Genomic DNA, 19514 nt, shown 5'->3' with positions numbered 1-19514 from the left:
GTGGACCTGGGCCTGGGCGGTCGCGGGTACCTGCTCACCGGCGCGAGCCGGGGGCTGGGCCTGGCGACCGCCCGGGCCCTCGTCGCCGACGGGGCCCGCGTCCTCGTCAGCTCCCGCTCGGCCTCGTCGGTCGACGCGGCCGTGGCGTCGCTGGGCGAGGGCGCGTCCGGGGTGACGGCCGACCTCGCCGACCCCGGTGCCGCCGAGGCCCTGGTGACGACGGCGCTCGAGCGGCTCGGCCGGGTCGACGGCGTCCTGGTCTCCGTCGGCGGCCCGGCACCGGGCACGGTGCTCGGGACGCCGGAGGAGCACTGGCGGGCCGGCGTGGAGAGCGTGCTGCTCGGCCCGCTGCGGCTGGTCCGCGCACTCGTGCCGCACCTGGGCGAGGGCGCGGCGATCGGGTTCGTGCTCTCCACCTCGGTGCGCCAGCCGATCGGCCACCTGGCCGTCTCCAACGGCCTGCGGCCGGGCCTGGCGATGACCGCCAAGTCGCTCGCCGACGAGCTCGGCCCGCGCGGGATCCGGGTGGTCGGGCTGATGCCCGGCACCATCGCCACCGACCGGGTCACCGAGATCGAGGCCGCCTCCGGCGACCCCGCCGCCGCGCGCGCCCGCACCGAGGCCGGCATCCCGCTGCGCCGGGTCGGGCAGCCCGACGAGTTCGGCCGGGTGGCCGCCTTCCTGCTCTCCCCGGCCGCCTCCTACGTCACCGGCACCATGGTCGCCGTCGACGGCGGCATCCTGCGCACCCCGTGATGAAGGACCCCCTCGCCCCCCGCGAAGGATCCCCTCGCCCCCCGTCACTCGCAGGCTCGCGACGGGACCCTGCGAGGGGGCCGATGGACGCTCGCGGCGGGCCCCTGCGAGGGGGCCACGTGCTCGTGGCGTGCGCGCACGGCACCCGCAACCCCACCGGGCGGCGGCTGGTCGCCGGGCTCGCGCTGGCCGCGCGCCGGCTGCGTCCCGGCCTGACCACCACCGCGGCCTTCGTCGACGTGCAGCCGCCCACCGTGGTCGACGTCGTCGCGGGGCTGGCCGCCTCGGGACAGCCGGCCGTCGTGGTGCCGCTGCTGCTCTCGGGCGGCTACCACGTGCACGTCGACATCGCCGGGGCCGTGGCGGCGCACGAGTCCGCCGTCGCCGCCCGGCCGCTCGGGCCCGACCCGCGGCTGGCCGAGGTCCTGTCCGACCGGCTGGTCGAGGCCGGCGCCGACCCGCGCGACCCGCTCACGGCCGTCGTGCTGGCCGCCGCCGGGTCCAGCGACCCGCGCTCGGTCGCCGACGTCGAGGACACCGCCGACCTGCTGCAGCGCTCCTGGGCCGGCCCGGTGACCACCGGCTACGGCTCGGCCGCCCAGCCGCCGGTGGCCGACGCCGTCGCCGCGGCGCGCCGGGGTGGCGCCGAGCGGGTGGTGGTCGCGTCCTACCTGCTCGCGCCCGGGCACTTCCACGGCAGGCTCGCCGAGGCCGGCGCCGACGTCGTCACCGCCCCACTGCTGCCCGACGAGCGCATCGCCGCCGTCCTGCTCGACCGCTACGACGCCGCCCTCGGCTGATCCCCGTCGCGCCCTCGGCCGGTCTACTGCCGGACGGCGAGCAGGCCGCGCAGCTCCGCGGTGAGCGCGTCGCGGGCGTCGCGGCGGCCCAGCCACGCGGCCGGCGTCGCCTGGAACAGCGAGATCTTCCAGCGCCCGTCCTCGAGCACCGCGACGACGGTGTGGATGGCGTGCAGGCCCGGGTCGATGTCGTCCTCTCCCGGCGCGATCATCCCGGAGTGGGCGTGCAGCAGCGCCACGCCCTCGCCGATCGTGCGCACCGAGCGGACCAGGCCGACGTAGGTGGCCGTCGGGTGGCTGCCGAAGACCCGCCGCAGGTCCGAGGCGATCGACAGCCGTCCGCTCACCGTGGTGCCGTCGTAGCCGACCATGTCCCCGTCGTCGGCGAACCCGGACGCCACGGCCGCGCCGCTGCGCCGGTTCCAGCCGTCGAGGAAGGCGGCGTAGAGCGCGCGGATCGGGGCGTCGTGCGGGTGGGCGGACGTCACGGAACTCCTCCTGGTGCTGCTGGGGCCAGAGGAACGCTAGTTGCTACGCCGCGCCGACCGTCCGACGCTCGCCGTCGGCGAACTGGGTGCGGTAGAGGTCGGCGTAGCGCCGCCCGAGCGCCAGCAACTCCGCGTGAGTACCCGACTCCACGATGCGACCATCGTCGATGACGAGGATCTGGTCGGCGCTGCGGATCGTCGACAGCCGGTGGGCGATCACCAGCGACGTCCGGCCGGCCAGCGCGGTGTCCAGCGCGTGCTGCACCGCCACCTCCGACTCGCTGTCGAGGTGCGCGGTGGCCTCGTCGAGGATGACGATGCCGGGCGCCTTGAGCAGCACCCGCGCGATCGCCAGCCGCTGCTTCTCCCCACCGGAGAGCCGGTAGCCGCGGTCGCCGACCACGGTGTCGAGCCCGTCGGGCAGGGAGGCGATCAGCGCGGCGATCCGGGCGCCGGTCAGGGCCGACCACAGCTCCTCCTCGGTCGCCTCGGGGCGGGCGTAGAGGAGGTTGGCCCGGATGGTGTCGTGGAAGAGGTGCGCGTCCTGGCTGACGACGCCGATCGCGTCGCGCAGCGAGGCCAGCGTGGCCTGCCGGACGTCGACCCCGCCGACCCGCACCGCACCGGCCGTGACGTCGTAGAGCCGCGGCACCAGGTTGACGATCGTGGACTTGCCCGCCCCGGAGTGCCCTACCAGCGCGACCATCTCGCCGGGCTCCACGCGGAAGCCGACGTCGTGCAGCACCGCGGTCGGGCCGCCGTGCTCGGGCAGCGACACGTCCTCCAGCGAGGCCAGCGAGACGTCGGCGGCCGCGGGGTAGCTGAACGAGACGCCGTCGAACTCGATCGAGCGGTCGTCGGCCGGCACCGGCACCGCGTCGGGCGCCTCGGCGATCATCGGCGGCAGGTCGAGCACCTCGAAGACCCGGTCGAAGCTGACCATCGCGCTCATCACATCGACCCGGACGTTGGACAGCGCCGTCAGCGGGCCGTACAGCCGCGACAGCAGCAGGGCCAGCGCGACGACGTCGCCCGGCGAGAGCGACCCGGTGAACGCCAGCCAGCCGCCCAGCCCGTACACCAGGGCGGTGGCCAGTGCGGCGACCAGCGTGAGCGCGGTGAAGAACGTGCGGCCGTACATGGCCGACAGGACGCCGATGTCGCGCACCCGGGCGGCGCGGCCGCGGAAGGACTCCGCCTCGGCCTGCGGGCGGCCGAACAGCTTGACCAGCAGCGCGCCGGCCACGTTGAACCGCTCGGTCATCGTCGCGTTCATCGACGCGTTGAGGCCGTAGGACTCCCGGGTGATCTCCTGCAGCCGCTTGCCGATGCGGCGGGCCGGCAGGACGAACAGCGGCACCAGCACGATCGAGAGCAGGGTGATCTGCCAGGACAGCGTGAACATGACGCCGGCGGTGAGCACCAGGCCGATCACGTTGGAGACGACGCCGGACAACGTCGAGGTGAACGCCTGCTGCGCGCCGACGACGTCGTTGTTGAGCCGGCTGACCAGCGCGCCGGTCTGCGTGCGGGTGAAGAAGGCGACCGGCATCCGCTGCACGTGCTCGAACACCCGGGCGCGCAGGTCGTAGATGACGCCCTCGCCGATGCGCGAGGAGTACCAGCGGGTCGCCAGCGAGATGGCCGCGTCGACCACCGCCAGGCCGGCGATGAACAGCGCGATGCGGATGACGCCGCCGGCGGTCCCGTCCAGCCGGGCGATGCGGTTGACGATGTCACCGGCCAGCAGCGGCGTGATCACACCGATGACCGCGGAGCCGACCACCAGCAGCAGGAAGAACGTCAGCTCGCGGCGGTAGGGCCGCGCGATGCCGAGGATGCGGCGCACCGTCCCCTTCGGCAGCTCGCGCGAGGTGACCGACGGGTCGCGGCGGAACGACCGCATGGCCGCCATGGAGGTCATCGGACCCATGGGACCGCTCACGGCACGACCTCCTCCCCCGGCAGCAGCAGGGACGGCCGGCGGCACGGACAACAGCCGCCGGCCGTCCCCTGTTCCGGTGCGCTGCTCAGGTGCCGGCCAGCTCGGCCAGCCGCCGTGCCTGTGCCGCCCGCTCGGCGGCGTCCTGCACGTCGGGGGGGTTGCGGACGGCGGAGCGCACCAGCGCCGCGGTCTCCCGGCTGGCGCCGGGCGGCGGGGCGGTGAGCACGGCCACCAGCCCGGCCACCGCCTCGTCGAGGCCCGCTGCCGGGACGACGGCGTTGGCCAGGCCCGTCGTCAGCGCCTCGGCCGCACCGACCGCCCGGCCGGTCAGGCAGATCTCCATCGCCCGCGAGTAGCCCACCAGCTCGGTGAGGGTGCTCGTGCCGGTGAGGTCGGGCACCAGGCCGAAGGTGGTCTCCGGCAGCCGCAGGGAGGCGTCCTCGGTGAGCACCCGCAGGTCGCAGGCCAGCGCCAGCTGCGCGCCGGCCCCGATGGCGTGGCCCTGCACCCCCGCCACCGACACGATCCCCGGCGACCGCAGCCACCGGAACGCGGCCTGGTAGGAGCGGATGCGCTCCTGGGTCAGTTCCGCCGGCATCGAGCCCAGCTCGCCGAGCCCGCCGGGGGTCGACGGGTCGGTGCTGAACAGGCTGCGGTCCAGCCCCGCGGAGAACGAGCGGCCGGCGCCCCGCACGACGACCACGCGGACGTCGTCGTCGAGGGAGGCGCCGACCGCCGCGAGCGCCGTCCAGGTGGCCGGTGTCTGCGCGTTGAGCTGGTCGGGACGGTCGAGCGTGACGGTGAGGACGGCGCCGTCGCGGCCGGTGCGGACCCAGCCGTCGGCGTCGGCCGCCGTCACGCGCTCTTCTTGGTGTTCCGGTTCGCCCCGCCACGGCTGCGCAGGGTGGCACCGGACTCCGACAGGAGCCGGTGCACGAAGCCGTAGGACCGGTTGGTCGAGGTGGCCAGGGACCGGATGCTCTCCCCGCCGTCGTACCGCTTCTTGAGCTCGTCGGCCAGGGACGTGCGGTCCCCGCCCGTGATGCGCTTGCCCTTGCCGAGGTCCGCCGTGCTCGAGTCGGCCATGACTCCCCTCCGTCGCCGCCGTCGGCGCCGGTCGACACCGGCCCGTCGGGTGCTCGTCCGCGTGGTGCCGCCGTCCCCGTGACGGCCGCCTCCCGCGTCGATGATCACCCAGCGCGCCGACCTCGGCCACGCGAACGGAGGAATCCGGGGTGGGCCCCACGGCGGCCGGCCGTCCTCCCTCCGCCGTGGTCATCGGCACGTGGCGGACCGACACGCCGCGAGCGACGGCCGGACGCCGGTGATCACGCCGGGCGGCGGGGTGCTAGGCGAGCTCGACGAGGTCGGCGAGGTCCTCGCTCCAGGCGTCCTCGGTGCCGTCGGGCAGCAGGATCACCTTGTCGGGGTCGAGCGCGCGCACCGCGCCCTCGTCGTGCGTGACGAGCACGATGGCGCCGGCGTAGGTGCGCAGTGCGTCGAGGACCTGCTCGCGGCTGGCCGGGTCGAGGTTGTTGGTCGGCTCGTCGAGCAGCAGCACGTTGGCGCCGGAGACGACGAGGGTGGCCATCGCCAGCCGGGTCTTCTCACCGCCGGAGAGCGTGCCCGCCCGCTGGTCGGCGGCGTCGCCGGAGAAGAGGAAGGCGCCGAGGATCCGCCGCAGCTCGGTGTCGGTGCTCTGCGGCGCGGCCGCCCGCATGTTCTCCAGCAGCGAGCGGTCGTGGTCGAGCGTCTCGTGCTCCTGCGCGTAGTAGCCGACCCGCAGGCCGTGCCCGGGCCGCACCTCGCCGGTGTCGGGCACCTCGGTGCCGGCCAGCACCCGCAGCAGCGTCGTCTTCCCGGCGCCGTTGAGCCCGAGGACGACGACCCGCGCGCCCCGGTCGACGGCGAGGTCGACGTCGGTGAAGACCTCGAGCGAGCCGTAGCTCTTCGACAGGCCCTCCGCGGTGAGCGGCGTCCGCCCGCACGACGCCGGCGTCGGGAACCGCAGCCGGGCCACCCGGTCCTGCACCCGCACGGCCTCCAGGCCCGCGGCCAGCCGCTGGGCGCGCTTGTCCATGCTCTGCGCGGCCTTGGCCTTGGTGGCCTTGGCCCGCATCTTGTCGGCCTGCGCGGACAGCGCGTCGATCTTGCGCTCGGTGTTGGCGCGCTCCTGCCGCCGGCGGCGCTCGTCGGTCTCGCGCTGGGTCAGGTAGGCCTTCCAGCCGAGGTTGTAGGCGTCGATGGTGGCCCGGTTGGCGTCGAGGTGCCACACCTTGTTGACGACGGCGTCCAGCAGCTCGACGTCGTGGCTGATGACGACCAGGCCGCCCTTGTGCGCGGCGAGGAAGCCCTTCAGCCAGGTGATCGAGTCGGCGTCGAGGTGGTTGGTCGGCTCGTCGAGCAGCAGCGTCTCGGCGTCGGAGAAGAGGATGCGGGCCAGCTCGACCCGGCGCCGCTGGCCGCCCGAGAGGGTCCGCAGCGGCTGGCCCATGACCCGGTCGGGCAGGCCGAGCGCGGTGCAGATGCGGGCGGCGTCGCTCTCCGCGGCGTAGCCGCCCAGGGCGGCGAACTGGTCCTCCAGCTGCCCGTACCGGCGGACGGCGCGGTCGCGCTCGGTGTCGTCGGCCGGCTCGGCCATGGCCACCTGGGCCTTGACCAGCCGGGCCTTGAGGACGTCGAGGCCGCGGCCGGAGAGCACGCGGTCGGTGGCGGTGATGTCGAGGTCGCCGCTGCGCGGGTCCTGCGGCAGGTAGCCGAGCTCGCCGGTCACCTCGACCTTGCCCGCGTGCGGCAGGCGCTCACCGGCCAGCGTGGTGAGCAGGGTCGTCTTGCCGGCGCCGTTGCGCCCGACCAGGCCGATGCGGTCACCGGCCTGCACGCGCAGGGCGATGTCGCTGAGGAGGACGCGGGCGCCGGCGCGCAGCTCCAGGCCGGTCGTCGTGATCACTGATCCCAGGGTAGGCGCTCCCGCGCCGGATCCCGAGTCGATTGCCGGTGACGTCGGCGGCACCGGCCGTCCACAGGTGGGGTGAGAGCGGTTCCGCCGCGCGGTGCGCGCCGTCACCATGCCGGCATGACCTCGACGGACGGACCCCCGGGCCTGCCCTGCCCCGTCTGCGGCACGGCCGCCGCGCCGCCGCCCGCGGCCTGCCCGACGTGCGGGCTGCCCGCCGTCGGCCAGGCGGCGACGGTCGTGGCCCGCCTCGGGGCGACCATCGAGGAGTTCGCCCGGGAGCGGGACGCGCTGCTCGCGACGCTCCGCGCGGCGGCCGCCGGCCCGGTCGCCGCGCCGCGTCCCGTCGCCTGGGCGCCGGCCCCGCCGCCGCCCGCCCCGCCGGTGTTCGTCCCTCCCCCGGCGGCGGCGACCCCGGCGGCCACGACCCCGGTGGCCACGACCCCGGCGGCCACGACCCCGGCGGCCACGACCCCGGTGGCCACGACCCCGGCGGCCGCGACCCCGGCGCCGCGCCGGCGGATCAGCCCGCAGCAGGTGCTGGTGGGCCTCGGCGCGCTGCTGGTGGTGGCCGCGGCCCTCGCGTTCGTGGCGGTCGCCTGGACCCGTCTGGGCGTGACGTTCCAGGCCGCGGTCATGGCCACCGTCACCGCCGCCGCGGTGGCGACGTCGGCCTGGACCGCCCGGCGCGGGCTGCGCGCCACCGAGGAGGCGCTGGCGGCCACCGGCGCGGCCCTGCTCGCCGTCGACCTCGGCGCGGCGCACGCGCTGGGGCTGTGGGGCCTCGACGCGGTGCCGGATCGGCTGTGGGCCGGGCTGTCCTGCGCCGCGGTCGCCCTCGTGGCCCTCGGGCTCGGTCGGCTGACCCGCAGCACCGTGACCTGGCCCGTGGTCGCCCTGCTGGCCGCCCAGCCGGTGGGACTGCTCCTGCTCCCCGACCGGCCCGCCGCGCAGGCCGCCGGGGCCGCGGTCCTCCTGGGGACGGCGCTGGCCGACGTCCTCGCCGTCCTCGTCCTGCGCCCGGCGCTGCACCGGCTCGCCCTCGCGCTCGCCGCGCTGTGGACCGCCGCCGGCGCACTGCGCGGCGTCGGGGTGGCCTGGGAGCAGGGGCCGGCGCAGTCGTGGACGGCCACGGCGGTCCTCGTCGTCGCCGGCGCCGTGACGGTGCTCCTGCTGCGCGAGCTCCGGCTCGCCGACCCGCGCCGGGTCGCCGTCGGCGCCGCCGGGCTGCCGGCGCTGGCGCTCGGCGGGTCGCTGGCCGGTGTGGAGCTCGCGGGCGTGGAGGTGGCCGGCTCGGTCACCGGGGTCGGTCTCGGACTGGTGCTGCTGACCGCCGCGGTGCCCGTGCGCTCGGCCCCCGCCGCACTGGCCGGCCTGCTGAGCGGCGGGGTGGCGCTGGCCGGGGCCGGCGCCGTGGTGCTCGCCGACGCCGGGCGCACCGACCTGCTGGCGCTGCTGGTCCTCGCCGCCGCCGTCCCCGCGACGCTGGCCGCGGTGCTGCGCCCGGAGGTGCGGGTGCCGGCCACCGGCGTCACCCTGGCCGTGCCGGCCCTCGCGGTGCTGCTCACCTCCGACGCCCGTCTGCTGACACCGGAGGCCGCGGGACTGCTCCTCGCGCTGAACGCCGCGATCGCCCTCGGAGTGGCCACCCTGCGGGCCCGGCGGCCCGAGGAGGTCGCCGCGGCGACGGTGGGCGCCGGCACCGGCCTGCTCGCCGGCCTGGTCGCGGGGACCGCCGGTGCCTGGGGCCAGGTCGGGGTGGACCTGGCCGTCGCCGGGGCGGCCGCCGGCGTGTACGCCGTCGTCACGCGGCGGCGGCCGGTGGCGGTGCTCGCCGTCGCGGACCTGGTGGTGGCCGGCTGGATCGCGGCGGCCGGCGCCGACGTCCGGACGCCGGAGGTCTACTCGCTGCCCGCCGCGGCCGGGCTGCTGCTGCTGGCGCTGCCGGCCCTGCGCGCCCGGGCCTGGTCGTGGTCGGCGGAGGGCGGGGCGGTGGCGGTCGCGCTGGCGCCCTCCGCCATCGTGGTCGTCACCGACCCGACGGCGCTGCGCCTGGTCCTCGTCGTCGCCGCGGCGGCCCTCCTGACGGTCGCCGGGACGCTCGGCCACCGCCAGGCGCCGTTCGTCGTCGGCGCCGTGACGCTGGCGTTCGTGGCCCTCGGCCGCCTGTCCGTCTACGCACCCCTGGTGCCGCGCTGGGTCACCCTGGCCACCGCCGGCCTGCTGCTGCTGGTCGTGGGCGCCACCTACGAGCGGCGGCGGCAGCAGGCGCGCGAGGCCGTCGCCTGGGTCGCGCAGATGCGCTGAGCCACCCGCCCTGCCCGGGGCGGCGGGTGCCCCTAGCGTGGGAGCCGGAGGGCCGACGGGAGGGGACGCGATGGCGGCTGCGCCGGTGCCACCGCTGCCCTACCCCGGCCCGGCGGCACCACCCGACCCGGTCGCGCGGCTGCGGCCACCGCAGGTGCTGCTGGCCGTCGGCGTGGTGCTGCTGGTGGCGGCCGGCGTGGCCGGGCCCGTGCTCGTCGGCGGCGCCGCGCGGACCGGCGTCCTCCTCCTCGCGGCGCCGGTGGCAGCGGCCTCCGCGTGGGCCGGGCGGGCCGGGCTGCGCAGCACCGAGGAGGCCTGCGCCGCCGCCGCGGCGGCGCTGGCGCTCACCGGCGCCGCCGTCGGTGACCGGCTCCTGGGCGGCGGGCCGGTGCCGCCGCTCGTGCTCGCAGCCGTCCTGGTCGGCCTGCGCGTGCTGCTGCCGCGCCCGCTGAGCTGGTCGCTGGCCGCGTGGGTGGCCGTCCAGGTGGCGGCGCTGCGGTCGCTGGACCTCCTCGCCTCCGGCGTCCCCCGCGCCGGCCTGCTGCTCGCCGTCGCGACCGCGGGTCTGGGCCTCACCCTCGCCGCACGGGAGACGCTGGCCCGGATCGCGCTGGTCACCACCGCGCCGTGGTGGGTCGCCGGGGTGGCAGGCGGCCTGGGTGCCGCGGCGACCGCCGACGGCCCCGTCCGCTGGGTGCCGGCGGTCCTGACCGTCACCGCGGCCGCCGCCCTGCTGCCCGTGCGGCTGGACCGGGCGGTGCAGTCGCTGCTCGGCCCGCCCCGCGTGGTGCCGGTGCTGGCCGGCCTCGTCGCCGGTGCCGCCGTGGCCGCCGCGCTGTCCACCGGCGGTCCGGTGGCGCTGCTGCTCGCCGGCGAGCTCGGCGTCCTGGTGGTCGCGGTCGCCGCGGCGACGCTGACCGGCTGGCGGCGCGGCCTGCTGCTGCCCGCGGCGGGGGCCGCCGGCGGGACGCTCGTGGTCCTGGCCGTCGCGCAGCTGGTCGCGGCGGCGCGCTGGCCGGCCCTGGTCCTGCTGCTGGTGCTCACCGCGCTGCCCGCGGCCGGTGTGGCCCTCGTGCGCCGCGACGAGCGCCCGACCGCGGCGCCCACCGCCGTCGGCTGCCTGGCCGCGGCGGCGCTGCTGGCGGTGCCGGCCGGGCTCCTGGGGCCGGCGGCGTCCGCGGCCGCCCTGACCGCGCTGTTCGCCGCCACGCTGGCCGCCCGCCCGGGGATGGCCGCCGACGTCCGCGGCCCGACGGGCGCGGTCGGCGCCGGTTGTGCCGCCGCGGCGCTGGTCGTGCTCGCCGTCGACAGCGCCTGGGGACAGCTCGCCCTGCACCTGGCGGTGCACGGGCTGCTCACGCTCGGCTGGGCCGCCCTGCTCTCCCGGCAGCCGGGCCCGGCGGCCCGGCACGAGGCGGCCGCGCGGCGGGTCGGCGCGGCCGACGTGGTGGCCGCGGCCTGGACCTGCGCGGCGCTGGCCGGCGCGACGACGGTGGAGGCCTGGAGCCTGCCGGCCGCGGCCGGGCTGCTGCTGGCCGCCGGCCCGCGGCTGTCCCGCGGCCCGTCCTGGTCGGCCTGGGGTCCCGGGCTCGTCGTCGCGGCGACGCCCTCGACGGTCGCCGCGGTGGTGCAGCCGGGCGCGCTGCGGCCGGTGCTGGTGCTGGCGCTGGCCGCGGCGGGGATGGCGCTGGCGGCGCGCGCGGCGGTCCGGGCGCCGCTGGTCGTCGGGGCCGCCACCGCGGTGGCCCTGGCCCTGGGGCTGGTGCTGGTCGAGCTGCCGCTGCCGCTGGCCGGCGTGCTCGTCGTCGGCACGGCGCTGCTCGCGCTCGGTGCCCGCCGCGAGTCCCGGCCGGTCGCCGGCTTCGGCGCCCGGCTGTCGGAGCTGCGCTGACCGCCGGCTGCGGGGCGGGTGATCAGCGCGGCCCGGGTTCCGCCGTCCGGGCGACGTCGGCTCCGCCACCGGCGGAGGGGTGCCGGCCGGCCGCCGCCAGGTCGGCCAGCTGCAGGGTCCGCGTGACGTCGCTCGGGGACACCACCCCGGCGACGCGGCCGCCGTCGAGGACCACCGCCCGCCCGTCGGTGCAGCCCTGCATCCGGCCGAGCAGGTCGAGCAGCGGCTCCTCCGGGCGGGCGGTCGGGATCTCCGCGGGCGGGCACGCGATGTCGCGCAGCCGCGTCGTGGCCCGGGCCTCCGCCGGCACCGACCGCAGCCGGTTGAGGGTCACCAGGCCGACCAGGGCGCCGCTGCGGTCGACCAGCGGATAGGTGCTGAACCGGTGGGTCAGCACCACCTCGTGCAGGAACTGCTCGACCGGCTGCTCCGGATCGGCGACGAGCACCGGTCCGCTCATCACCCGCCCGACCGGCAGCCCGCCGAGCCGCGCGGACACGTGGGCCTGCTGCTCCTCGGCGGTGGCGGCGTTGACCAGGAACAGGCCGATGAGACCCAGCCACAGTCCGCCCAGCCCGCGGCCGGTGACCAGCTGGAGGGCGCCGAGGGCGATGAGCACGAACCCGAGGAACCGTCCCGCCCGGGACGCCGTCACGGCCGAGGACCACGGGTCGCCGCGCCGCCACCACAGCAGCGCCCGCAGCAGCCGGCCACCGTCGAGCGGGGCCGCCGGGACCAGGTTGAACAGGGCCAGTGAGACGTTGATGACGGCGAGGTAGTCCAGGACGGCCACGGGCAGTCCGTCGGCGCCGGCCAGCCGCGCCAGGACGGCGGCTGCCATGAACAGCACAGCGAGGACGAGGCTGGTCAGCGGGCCGACACCGGCGATGCGGAACTCCGCCCCGGGGGTCCGTGCGCCGCCGCGCAGCCGGGCGACCCCGCCCAGCAGCCACAGCGTGATGCCCTCGACCTCCACCCCGTTGCGCCGGGCGACCAGCGCGTGGGCCAGCTCGTGCGCCAGGAGCGAGGCGAGGAAGGCCGCCGCGGCCACCAGGGCGGCGGTGGCGTAGGCCAGGCCGCTGCGGCCGGGGAGCACCAGCGGGAACCGGCCCAGCGCCAGGCCGCCGGCGATGATCAGCACGATCACCAGGACGCTGGCGTTCACGCCGACCCGGATGCCGGCGATGCGGCCCAGGCGGAAGGTCTCGGTCATGTCGTGCTCCTCGGGCGGCGTGGACGCACAGATCGCTGGCGCACTACCCGGTGGTGCACCACCGATACGGTGACGTGCTGGGACGATGACCGCCCGCGTCCCATGGGGGACGCGGGCGGTCGTGACCTGCAGGAGCGGCCACTCCGCAGGGCCCCGCGCCGAGCCTGCGAGGCGTGGGGGGCGGAGTGGTCCTTCGTCAGACGCGGAAGCCGAGGGCGCGCAGCTGCTCGCGGCCGTCGTCGGTGATCTTGTCGGGGCCCCACGGCGGCATCCAGACCCAGTTGATCCGGATGTCGTCGACCAGGCCGGGGCCGGGGCCGCCGGTCAGCGCGGTGCGGGCCTGGTCCTCGATGACGTCGGTCAGCGGGCAGGCCGCCGAGGTGAGCGTCATGTCCAGGATCGCGACGTTGTCGTCGTCGACGTCGATGCCGTAGACGAGGCCCAGGTCCACGACGTTGACGCCCAGCTCGGGGTCGACGACGTCGCGCATGGCCTCCTCGACGTCCTCCAGCAGCGCCGACTTGTAGGCCGGCAGCTCCGGCGTCGCCGCGTTCTCGGTGGTCTCGCTCATGCCTGTCCTCCAGTCGGGGTGGCCGCCAGCGCACGGGCGGAGGCGTCCTTGAGGGCCATCCAGCTCATCAGCGCGCACTTGATCCGCGCCGGGTACTTCGACACCCCGGCGAAGGCGACGGCGTCCTCGAGCTCGTCCTCGAGCTCCTCGGCCACGGCCGTGTCGCCCTTGGACTGCATCAGGGTCATGAAGTGCTCGCCGGTGGCCAGCGCCTCGGGCACGGAGCGGCCGACCACCAGGTCGTACATGGCCGAGACCGACGCCTGGCTGATCGAGCAGCCCATGCCCTCGTAGGAGACGTCGGCGATCGTGTCGCCGTCGAGGTGGACGCGCAGCGTCACCTCGTCCCCGCAGGTCGGGTTGACGTGGTGCACCTCGGCCTCGAACGGGTCGCGCAGGCCGCGGCCGTGCGGGTTGCGGTAGTGGTCCAGGATGATGTCCTGGTACATCGACTGCAGCTGCATCAGGCGGTTGCCTCCTCCGGCGTCACTCCGAAGAAACGCTGCGCGGCCCGCACACCTTCCACGAGCGCGTCGACGTCGTCGTAGCCGGTGTGCACGTAGAACGTGGCGCGGGTGGTGGCCGGGACGCCGTAGCGCCGGACCACCGGCCAGGCGCAGTGGTGCCCCACCCGGACGGCGATGCCGAGGTCGTCGAGGACCTGGCCGACGTCGTGCGGGTGGATGCCCTCGACGGTGAAGGAGACCGCTCCCCCGCGGGCGACGGTGTCGGGCGGGCCGATGACGGTCACGCCCGGGATCGCCTGCAGCTGCTCGAGGGCGTAGGCGGTGAGCGCCTCCTCGTGCGCCTGGACGGCGTCCATGCCGAGCGTCTGCAGGTAGTCGACGGCAGCGCCGAGGCCGACGACCTGCGCGGTCATCGGCACGCCGGCCTCGAAGCGCTGCGGCGGCGGCATGAAGGTGCTGCCCTCCATGCGCACGACCTCGATCATCGACCCGCCGGTGAGGAACGGCGGCAGCGCGTCGAGCACCTCGTAGCGGCCCCAGAGGACGCCGACGCCGGTGGGCCCGAGCATCTTGTGGCCGGAGAACACGAGGAAGTCCGCGCCGAGCGCCGTGACGTCGACCGGCTGGTGCGGCACCGACTGCGCGCCGTCGACGAGCACCAGCGCGCCGACCTCGCGGGCGCGGGCCACGATCGGCTCCAGCGGGTTGATGGTGCCGAGGATGTTCGACTGCTGGGTGACCGCGACCAGCTTCGTGCGCTCGGTGACCACGGTGGCGAGGTCGGAGAGGTCGAGGCGGCCGTCGTCGGTCAGGCCCAGCCAGCGCAGGGTGGCGCCGGTGCGCTCGCACAGCTGCTGCCAGGGCACCAGGTTCGCGTGGTGCTCCATCTCGGTCACGACGATCTCGTCGCCCTGCCCCACGGCGTACCGGCGGAACGACGGCTCCTTGGCCGTGGCGGCGTTGGACAGCGCGTAGGCGACGGTGTTGACCGCGTCGGTCGTGTTGCGGGTGAACACGACCTCCTCGACGGCGGCGCCGATGAACTGCGCGATCTTCGCCCGGGCCGCCTCGTAGAGGCCGGTGGCCTCCTCGGCGAGCTGGTGGGCGCCGCGGTGCGGAGCGGCGTTGTGGTTCTCGTAGAAGTCACGCTCGGCGTCCAGGACGCTGCGGGGCTTCTGCGAGGTGGCACCGGAGTCGAGGTAGACCAGCCGCTTCCCGTCGCGGACGGTGCGCGACAGGATCGGGAAGTCCGCCCGGATCGCCTCGACGTCCAGCGGGAGGGGCTGCTTCTGCGCCCCACCAGCGGGACGCGAGACGGTCTGGGTCATGCGGATGCGGTCTCCTTCGAGCCTTGGAGGTAGGCGGCGTAGCCCTGGTCCTCGAGCTTGTCGGCCAGCTCCTGACCGCCCTCGTCGACGACCCGGCCGTTGACGAAGACGTGCACGAAGTCCGGCTTGATGTAGCGCAGGATCCGCGTGTAGTGGGTGATCAGCAGGACGCCGACCTCACCCTCCTCGCGGGTGCGGTTGACGCCCTCGGAGACGACCCGCAGCGCGTCGACGTCGAGGCCGGAGTCGGTCTCGTCGAGGATCGCGATGCGCGGCTTGAGCAGCCGCATCTGCAGGATCTCGTGGCGCTTCTTCTCACCGCCGGAGAAGCCCTCGTTGACGTTGCGCTCGGCGAACGCCGGGTCCATCTCCAGGGCCGACATCTCGGTCCTGACGTCCTTGACCCAGGTGCGCAGCTTGGGGGCCTCGCCCTTGACCGCGGTCGCGGCGGTGCGCAGGAAGTTCGACACCGAGACGCCGGGGACCTCGACCGGGTACTGCATGGCGAGGAACAGGCCGGCGCGGGCGCGCTCGTCGACGCTCATGGCGAGGACGTCCTCGCCGTCGAGGGTCACCGTGCCGCCGGTGATCGTGTACTTCGGGTGGCCGGCGATCGAGTAGGCCAGGGTCGACTTGCCCGACCCGTTGGGGCCCATGATCGCGTGGGTCTCGCCCGAGCGGACGGTCAGGTCGACGCCGCGGAGGATCTCCTTGACGTCGTCGCCCTCACCGACCGTGACGTGCAGGTCGCGGATCTCCAGAACCGACACTTCGCTTCTCGCTCTCAGTTCGCGGCCCGGTCGTCGGCGGAAGCCAGGGGGCGCGTGCCGTCGGCGTGCGTGTCGACGTACACGTCCTCCCCGTCCACGCGGACCGGGTAGACGTCGACCGGCTCGGTGGCCGGCAGGTTGGTGGGCTCGCCGGTGCGCAGGTCGAAGCACGACCCGTGCAGCCAGCACTCGATGGTGGGGGCGCCGTCGACGGTCTCGACGTCGCCCTCGGACAGCGGGACCTCGGCGTGCGAGCAGACGTCCTGCAGCGCGTAGACCTCGCCCTCGTACCGGACGACGGCCACGTCGACGTCGGCCAGCTCGATCCGCAGTGCGCCGTCCTCGGGCACCTCGGACAGTCCGCAGACCCGCTCGAAGGCCATGGCTCAGGCCACCTCGACCGGCTGCTCGTCGAGGCCGGGCAGCGCGCCCAGGCGGGTCTCGATCGAGCGCATCAGCCGGTCCTGCAGCGCGTCGACCCCGATCTGGGAGACGACGTCGGCGAAGAAGCCGCGCACCACCAGGCGGCGGGCGGTCTCGGCGTCGATGCCGCGCGAGCAGAGGTAGAACAGCTGCTCGTCGTCGAAGCGGCCGGTGGCACTGGCGTGGCCGGCGCCGACGATCTCGCCGGTCTCGATCTCCAGGTTGGGCACCGAGTCGGCGCGGGCGCCGTCGGTGAGCACCAGGTTGCGGTTGAGCTCGTAGGTGTTCGTGCCGGTGGCCGACGGGCGGATCCGCACGTCGCCGATCCACACCGTCCGTGCGCCCTCGCCCTGCAGCGCACCCTTGTAGAGCACGTTGCTGGTGCAGTTGGGCACCGCGTGGTCGACCCAGAGCCGGTGCTCCTGGTGCTGCGTCTCGTCGGAGAAGTAGACGCCGAGCAGCTCCGCGGTCCCGCCGGGGCCGGCGTACTGCACGTTGCTCACCAGCCGGACCAGGTCGCCGCCGAGGGTGACCACGACCTGCTTGACGGAGGCGTCCCGGCCGACGACGGCGTCGAACTGGCCGCCGTGCACCGCGCCGGGGGCCCAGTCCTGCACCGACACGACCGTCACCTGGGCGCCGTCGCCCACGAGGACGGCGACGCCGCCGGCGTAGCGCGCCAGGCCGCTGTGGTCGAGGACAACGGTGGCCCGCGCGAACGCGCCGACCTCGATCACGAGCTGGCCCCAGACCACCTCGTCGGACCCGGTGCCGGCCAGGCCGAGGGTGACCGGGCGGTCGAGCTGCGCCTCCGGCGCGATGCGGACGACGGCGGCGCCGCCGCTGCGCTGGCGGGCCAGCGCGGCCAGCCGGTCAGCCGGCTCGGGCAGGCCCTTGAGCAGCGGGTCGTCGGCGTCGACGCTGGTCAGCTCGGCGCCCTCGGGCAGGTCGGTCTGCCACGCGAGGGAGGCGTCGGACGGGGCGCCGTCGAGCAGCGCGCGGACCCGGCGCATCGGGGTGAAGCGCCAGGTCTCCTCGCGGCCGGTGGGCACGCCGAAGGCGTCCGGGTCGGTCGAGGTGAACCGCTCGGCCGGCGAGCCGGTCGGCGCCGTCCCGCCGTGCGAGTGCGCGCCCGGCGCGGCCTGCCCGGCGGTGCCGGTGCCGGTGGCGGGCACCGCCGGGGGGCCGGCCTGGGTGCCGACGCCCTCGCTGAACAGCTCGCCGGCGAGGGTCGCCGACTCGGTGGTGAGGCCGGTGGTGCTGGGGGCGTTCTGGTCCGGCATCAGCCGACGGCACCTTCCATCTGCAGCTCGATCAGGCGGTTGAGCTCGAGGGCGTACTCCATGGGCAGCTCGCGGGCGATCGGCTCGACGAACCCGCGGACCACCATCGCCATCGCCTCGTCCTCGGACAGGCCGCGGCTCATCAGGTAGAAGAGCTGGTCCTCGCTGACCCGGGAGACGGTTGCCTCGTGGCCCATCGCGACGTCGTCCTCGCGGACGTCGACGTAGGGGTAGGTGTCCGACCGGCTGATCGTGTCGACCAGCAGGGCGTCGCACTTGACCGTGGACCTCGAGCCGTGCGCGCCCTCGTCGATCTGCACGAGGCCGCGGTAGGAGGTGCGGCCACCGCCGCGGGCCACCGACTTGCTGACGATGGTCGAGGAGGTGTTGGGCGCGGCGTGCACCATCTTGGCGCCGGCGTCCTGGTGCTGGCCCTCGCCGGCGAAGGCGATGGACAGGACCTCGCCCTTGGCGTGCTCGCCGGTCATCCACACGGCCGGGTACTTCATGGTGACCTTGGAGCCGAGGTTGCCGTCGACCCACTCCATGGTCGCGCCCTCGTGGGCGATCGCCCGCTTGGTGACCAGGTTGTAGACGTTGTTCGACCAGTTCTGGATGGTCGTGTACCGGCAGCGCGCGTTCTTCTTGACGATGATCTCGACGACCGCGGAGTGCAGCGAGTCCGACTTGTAGATCGGCGCGGTGCAGCCCTCGACGTAGTGCACGTAGGCGCCCTCGTCGACGATGATCAGCGTCCGCTCGAACTGGCCCATGTTCTCGGTGTTGATCCGGAAGTAGGCCTGCAGCGGGATCTCGACGTGCACGCCCTTCGGCACGTAGATGAACGAGCCACCCGACCACACCGCGGTGTTCAGCGCGGCGAACTTGTTGTCACCGGACGGGATCACGGTGCCGAAGTACTCGCGGAACAGGTCCGGGTGCTCCTTGAGGGCGGTGTCGGTGTCGAGGAAGACGACACCCTGCTCCTCGAGGTCCTCGCGGATCTTGTGGTAGACGACCTCGGACTCGTACTGGGCCGCGACACCGGCGACCAGCCGCTGCTTCTCCGCCTCCGGGATGCCCAGCTTGTCGTAGGTGTTCTTGATGTCCTCGGGCAGCTCCTCCCACGAGGTCGCCTGGGCCTCGGTGGAGCGCACGAAGTACTTGATGTTCTGGAAGTCGATGCCGGACAGGTCCGAGCCCCAGTCGGGCATCGGCTTGCGGCCGAACAGCTTGAGGGCCTTGAGCCGCCGCTCCAGCATCCACTCGGGCTCGTTCTTGCGCGCCGAGATGTCCCGGACGACGTCCTCGTTGAGCCCCCGCTTGGCGGCGGACCCGGCGACGTCGGTGTCGGCCCAGCCGTACTGGTAGCGGCCGAGCTGGTCGATCTGCTCGTCCTGCGTCAGCGGCGTGCCGGCCACCGGCTGCTGCGTGCTGGTCATGCGGGCGTCCTCTCCCGGTCGTTCGTGGGGGTGGTGCTGGTGGACGGTGCGGTGCGCGGCGACCGCGCTGCCCGCTCACCTGGTACAGGGCCCGCGAGCGGGGATCTGTTCCTCCCGCGGGTGCGGTCCCGGCCACTGCCGGCCGGGGCCGATCCCGGCTGGCAGTGGCCGGGGATGTGCGTGGTGCAGACGCCGTCGCCGTGGGCGATCGTGGCCAGGCGCTGTACGTGGGTACCCACCAGCCGGCCGATCACCGCCGTCTCGGCCTCGCACAGCTGCGGGAACTCCGCCGCGACGTGCGCCACCGGGCAGTGGTGCTGGCAGAGCTGCCCGCCGCCGGAGATCGCCGAGGCCGAGGCAGCGTAGCCCTCGGTCGTGAGCGCCTCGGCCAGGGCCTGCGCACGGTCGACGGGGGTGCCCGAGGCGCGGGCCACGGCGTCGGAGGCGCGCTGCTCGAGGCCGGCCAGCTGCGCCTCGGCGACGGCGCGGACGGCGTCCGGCCCGCCGAGGGCGGCGACGTGGCGCAGGGCGGTGAGGGCCAGGTCGTCGTAGGCGTGCCCGAAGCCGGAGCGCCCGGCGTCGGTGAGGTGGAAGCGCCGCGCGGGCCGGCCCCTCCCCCGGCGCGTGCCGGGGGCCGCACGCTCCTCGACCCGGCCGCGCGCGGCCAGCGCGTCGAGGTGCCGGCGCACGGCGGCCGGGCTGATGCCCAGCCGGGCGGCCAGCTCGCTGGCGCTCTGCGGACCGTGCTCGAGCAGCAGCGCGGTCACGCGGTCACGGGTGCGGACGTCGTCGGCCCGCACCGTCCCCACCTGCCCCGCGTCGGTTTCCACAACACGATTGTGTCCTATTTCGGGAGCCCTGCAACCAAGGTCGC

General features: G+C 75.5%; 18 protein-coding genes. 4 read left to right on the top strand and 14 right to left on the bottom strand.

The features are described from left to right. Both ACWIZO_RS17585 and ACWIZO_RS17580 read left to right on the top strand, forming a co-directional pair. Positions 1-756 carry an SDR family oxidoreductase gene (locus ACWIZO_RS17585; RefSeq protein ID WP_448638935.1) on the top strand — a complete coding sequence of 252 codons (756 nt, stop codon included), beginning with the start codon at positions 1-3 and terminating at the stop codon, positions 754-756. A 119-nt stretch (positions 757-875) separates the two neighbouring features. Next, positions 876-1556, top strand: a complete 681-nt coding sequence (locus ACWIZO_RS17580; RefSeq protein ID WP_448638934.1) for a sirohydrochlorin chelatase — start codon at positions 876-878, stop codon at positions 1554-1556. A 23-nt stretch (positions 1557-1579) separates the two neighbouring features. Here ACWIZO_RS17580 and ACWIZO_RS17575 read toward each other — a convergent pair whose 3' ends face one another. The 5 genes from ACWIZO_RS17575 to abc-f form a co-directional block, all read right to left on the bottom strand. After that, entirely contained in the window at positions 1580-2044 is a 465-nt protein-coding gene (locus ACWIZO_RS17575; RefSeq protein ID WP_448638933.1) for an SgcJ/EcaC family oxidoreductase, read from the bottom strand. A gap of 43 nt (positions 2045-2087) precedes the next feature. Beyond that, the gene (locus ACWIZO_RS17570) at positions 2088-3989 is read right to left on the bottom strand and encodes an ABC transporter ATP-binding protein (protein WP_448638932.1); all 1902 of its coding nucleotides are present in this window, start codon (positions 3987-3989) and stop codon (positions 2088-2090) included. Between the two features lie 85 nt (positions 3990-4074). After that, the gene (locus tag ACWIZO_RS17565; RefSeq protein ID WP_448638931.1) at positions 4075-4848 is read right to left on the bottom strand and encodes an enoyl-CoA hydratase/isomerase family protein; all 774 of its coding nucleotides are present in this window, start codon (positions 4846-4848) and stop codon (positions 4075-4077) included. Beyond that, on the bottom strand, positions 4845-5075 hold the full coding sequence (locus ACWIZO_RS17560) for a helix-turn-helix domain-containing protein (RefSeq protein ID WP_446760011.1): 231 nt from the start codon (positions 5073-5075) through the stop codon (positions 4845-4847). The genes ACWIZO_RS17565 and ACWIZO_RS17560 overlap by 4 nt, the downstream gene beginning before the upstream one ends. Before the next feature lie 262 nt (positions 5076-5337). After that, positions 5338-6939, bottom strand: coding sequence for a ribosomal protection-like ABC-F family protein (gene abc-f, locus ACWIZO_RS17555; RefSeq protein WP_448638930.1), 1602 nt, complete (start codon positions 6937-6939; stop codon positions 5338-5340). A gap of 126 nt (positions 6940-7065) precedes the next feature. Here abc-f and ACWIZO_RS17550 point away from each other — a divergent pair, with 126 nt between their 5' ends. Both ACWIZO_RS17550 and ACWIZO_RS17545 read left to right on the top strand, forming a co-directional pair. Beyond that, complete coding sequence (locus ACWIZO_RS17550; RefSeq protein WP_448638929.1) at positions 7066-9252, top strand: DUF2157 domain-containing protein; 2187 nt, start codon at positions 7066-7068, stop codon at positions 9250-9252. Between the two features lie 70 nt (positions 9253-9322). Further along, positions 9323-11143, top strand: coding sequence for an SCO7613 C-terminal domain-containing membrane protein (locus tag ACWIZO_RS17545; RefSeq protein WP_448638928.1), 1821 nt, complete (start codon positions 9323-9325; stop codon positions 11141-11143). 22 nt (positions 11144-11165) lie between these two features. On the opposite strand, the gene ACWIZO_RS17540 is transcribed toward ACWIZO_RS17545, so the two are convergent. The 9 genes from ACWIZO_RS17540 to ACWIZO_RS17500 all read right to left on the bottom strand — a co-directional run bounded on the left by ACWIZO_RS17540 (position 11166) and on the right by ACWIZO_RS17500 (position 19470). Then, a complete protein-coding gene (locus tag ACWIZO_RS17540; RefSeq protein ID WP_448638927.1) occupies positions 11166-12356 on the bottom strand; it encodes a site-2 protease family protein in 1191 nt (396 codons plus the stop codon). Positions 12357-12552: 196 nt separating this feature from the next. Next, complete coding sequence (locus ACWIZO_RS17535) at positions 12553-12927, bottom strand: metal-sulfur cluster assembly factor (protein ID WP_446760008.1); 375 nt, start codon at positions 12925-12927, stop codon at positions 12553-12555. Then, complete coding sequence (gene sufU / locus ACWIZO_RS17530; protein WP_448638926.1) at positions 12924-13391, bottom strand: Fe-S cluster assembly sulfur transfer protein SufU; 468 nt, start codon at positions 13389-13391, stop codon at positions 12924-12926. Before sufU ends, ACWIZO_RS17535 begins: the two co-directional genes overlap by 4 nt. Further along, a complete protein-coding gene (locus ACWIZO_RS17525; RefSeq protein ID WP_448638925.1) occupies positions 13391-14722 on the bottom strand; it encodes a cysteine desulfurase in 1332 nt (443 codons plus the stop codon). Before ACWIZO_RS17525 ends, sufU begins: the two co-directional genes overlap by 1 nt. Next, positions 14719-15492 carry a Fe-S cluster assembly ATPase SufC gene (gene sufC, locus ACWIZO_RS17520; protein ID WP_448638924.1) on the bottom strand — a complete coding sequence of 258 codons (774 nt, stop codon included), beginning with the start codon at positions 15490-15492 and terminating at the stop codon, positions 14719-14721. The genes ACWIZO_RS17525 and sufC overlap by 4 nt, the downstream gene beginning before the upstream one ends. Before the next feature lie 14 nt (positions 15493-15506). Beyond that, positions 15507-15875: a non-heme iron oxygenase ferredoxin subunit gene (locus ACWIZO_RS17515; RefSeq protein WP_448638923.1), complete on the bottom strand. Its 369-nt coding sequence runs from the start codon at positions 15873-15875 to the stop codon at positions 15507-15509. A 3-nt stretch (positions 15876-15878) separates the two neighbouring features. Beyond that, positions 15879-17198 carry a Fe-S cluster assembly protein SufD gene (gene sufD / locus ACWIZO_RS17510; RefSeq protein WP_448638922.1) on the bottom strand — a complete coding sequence of 440 codons (1320 nt, stop codon included), beginning with the start codon at positions 17196-17198 and terminating at the stop codon, positions 15879-15881. After that, positions 17198-18640 carry a Fe-S cluster assembly protein SufB gene (gene sufB / locus ACWIZO_RS17505; protein ID WP_448638921.1) on the bottom strand — a complete coding sequence of 481 codons (1443 nt, stop codon included), beginning with the start codon at positions 18638-18640 and terminating at the stop codon, positions 17198-17200. Before sufB ends, sufD begins: the two co-directional genes overlap by 1 nt. Continuing rightward, the gene (locus ACWIZO_RS17500; RefSeq protein WP_448638920.1) at positions 18637-19470 is read right to left on the bottom strand and encodes a helix-turn-helix transcriptional regulator; all 834 of its coding nucleotides are present in this window, start codon (positions 19468-19470) and stop codon (positions 18637-18639) included. Before ACWIZO_RS17500 ends, sufB begins: the two co-directional genes overlap by 4 nt. Positions 19471-19514 lie beyond the last annotated feature (44 nt).

This window comes from Geodermatophilus sp. URMC 63 (genome assembly GCF_053502565.1).
The sequence above is the reverse complement of the archived record's forward strand: the minus strand, read 5'-3'. Positions and strand labels throughout refer to the sequence as shown.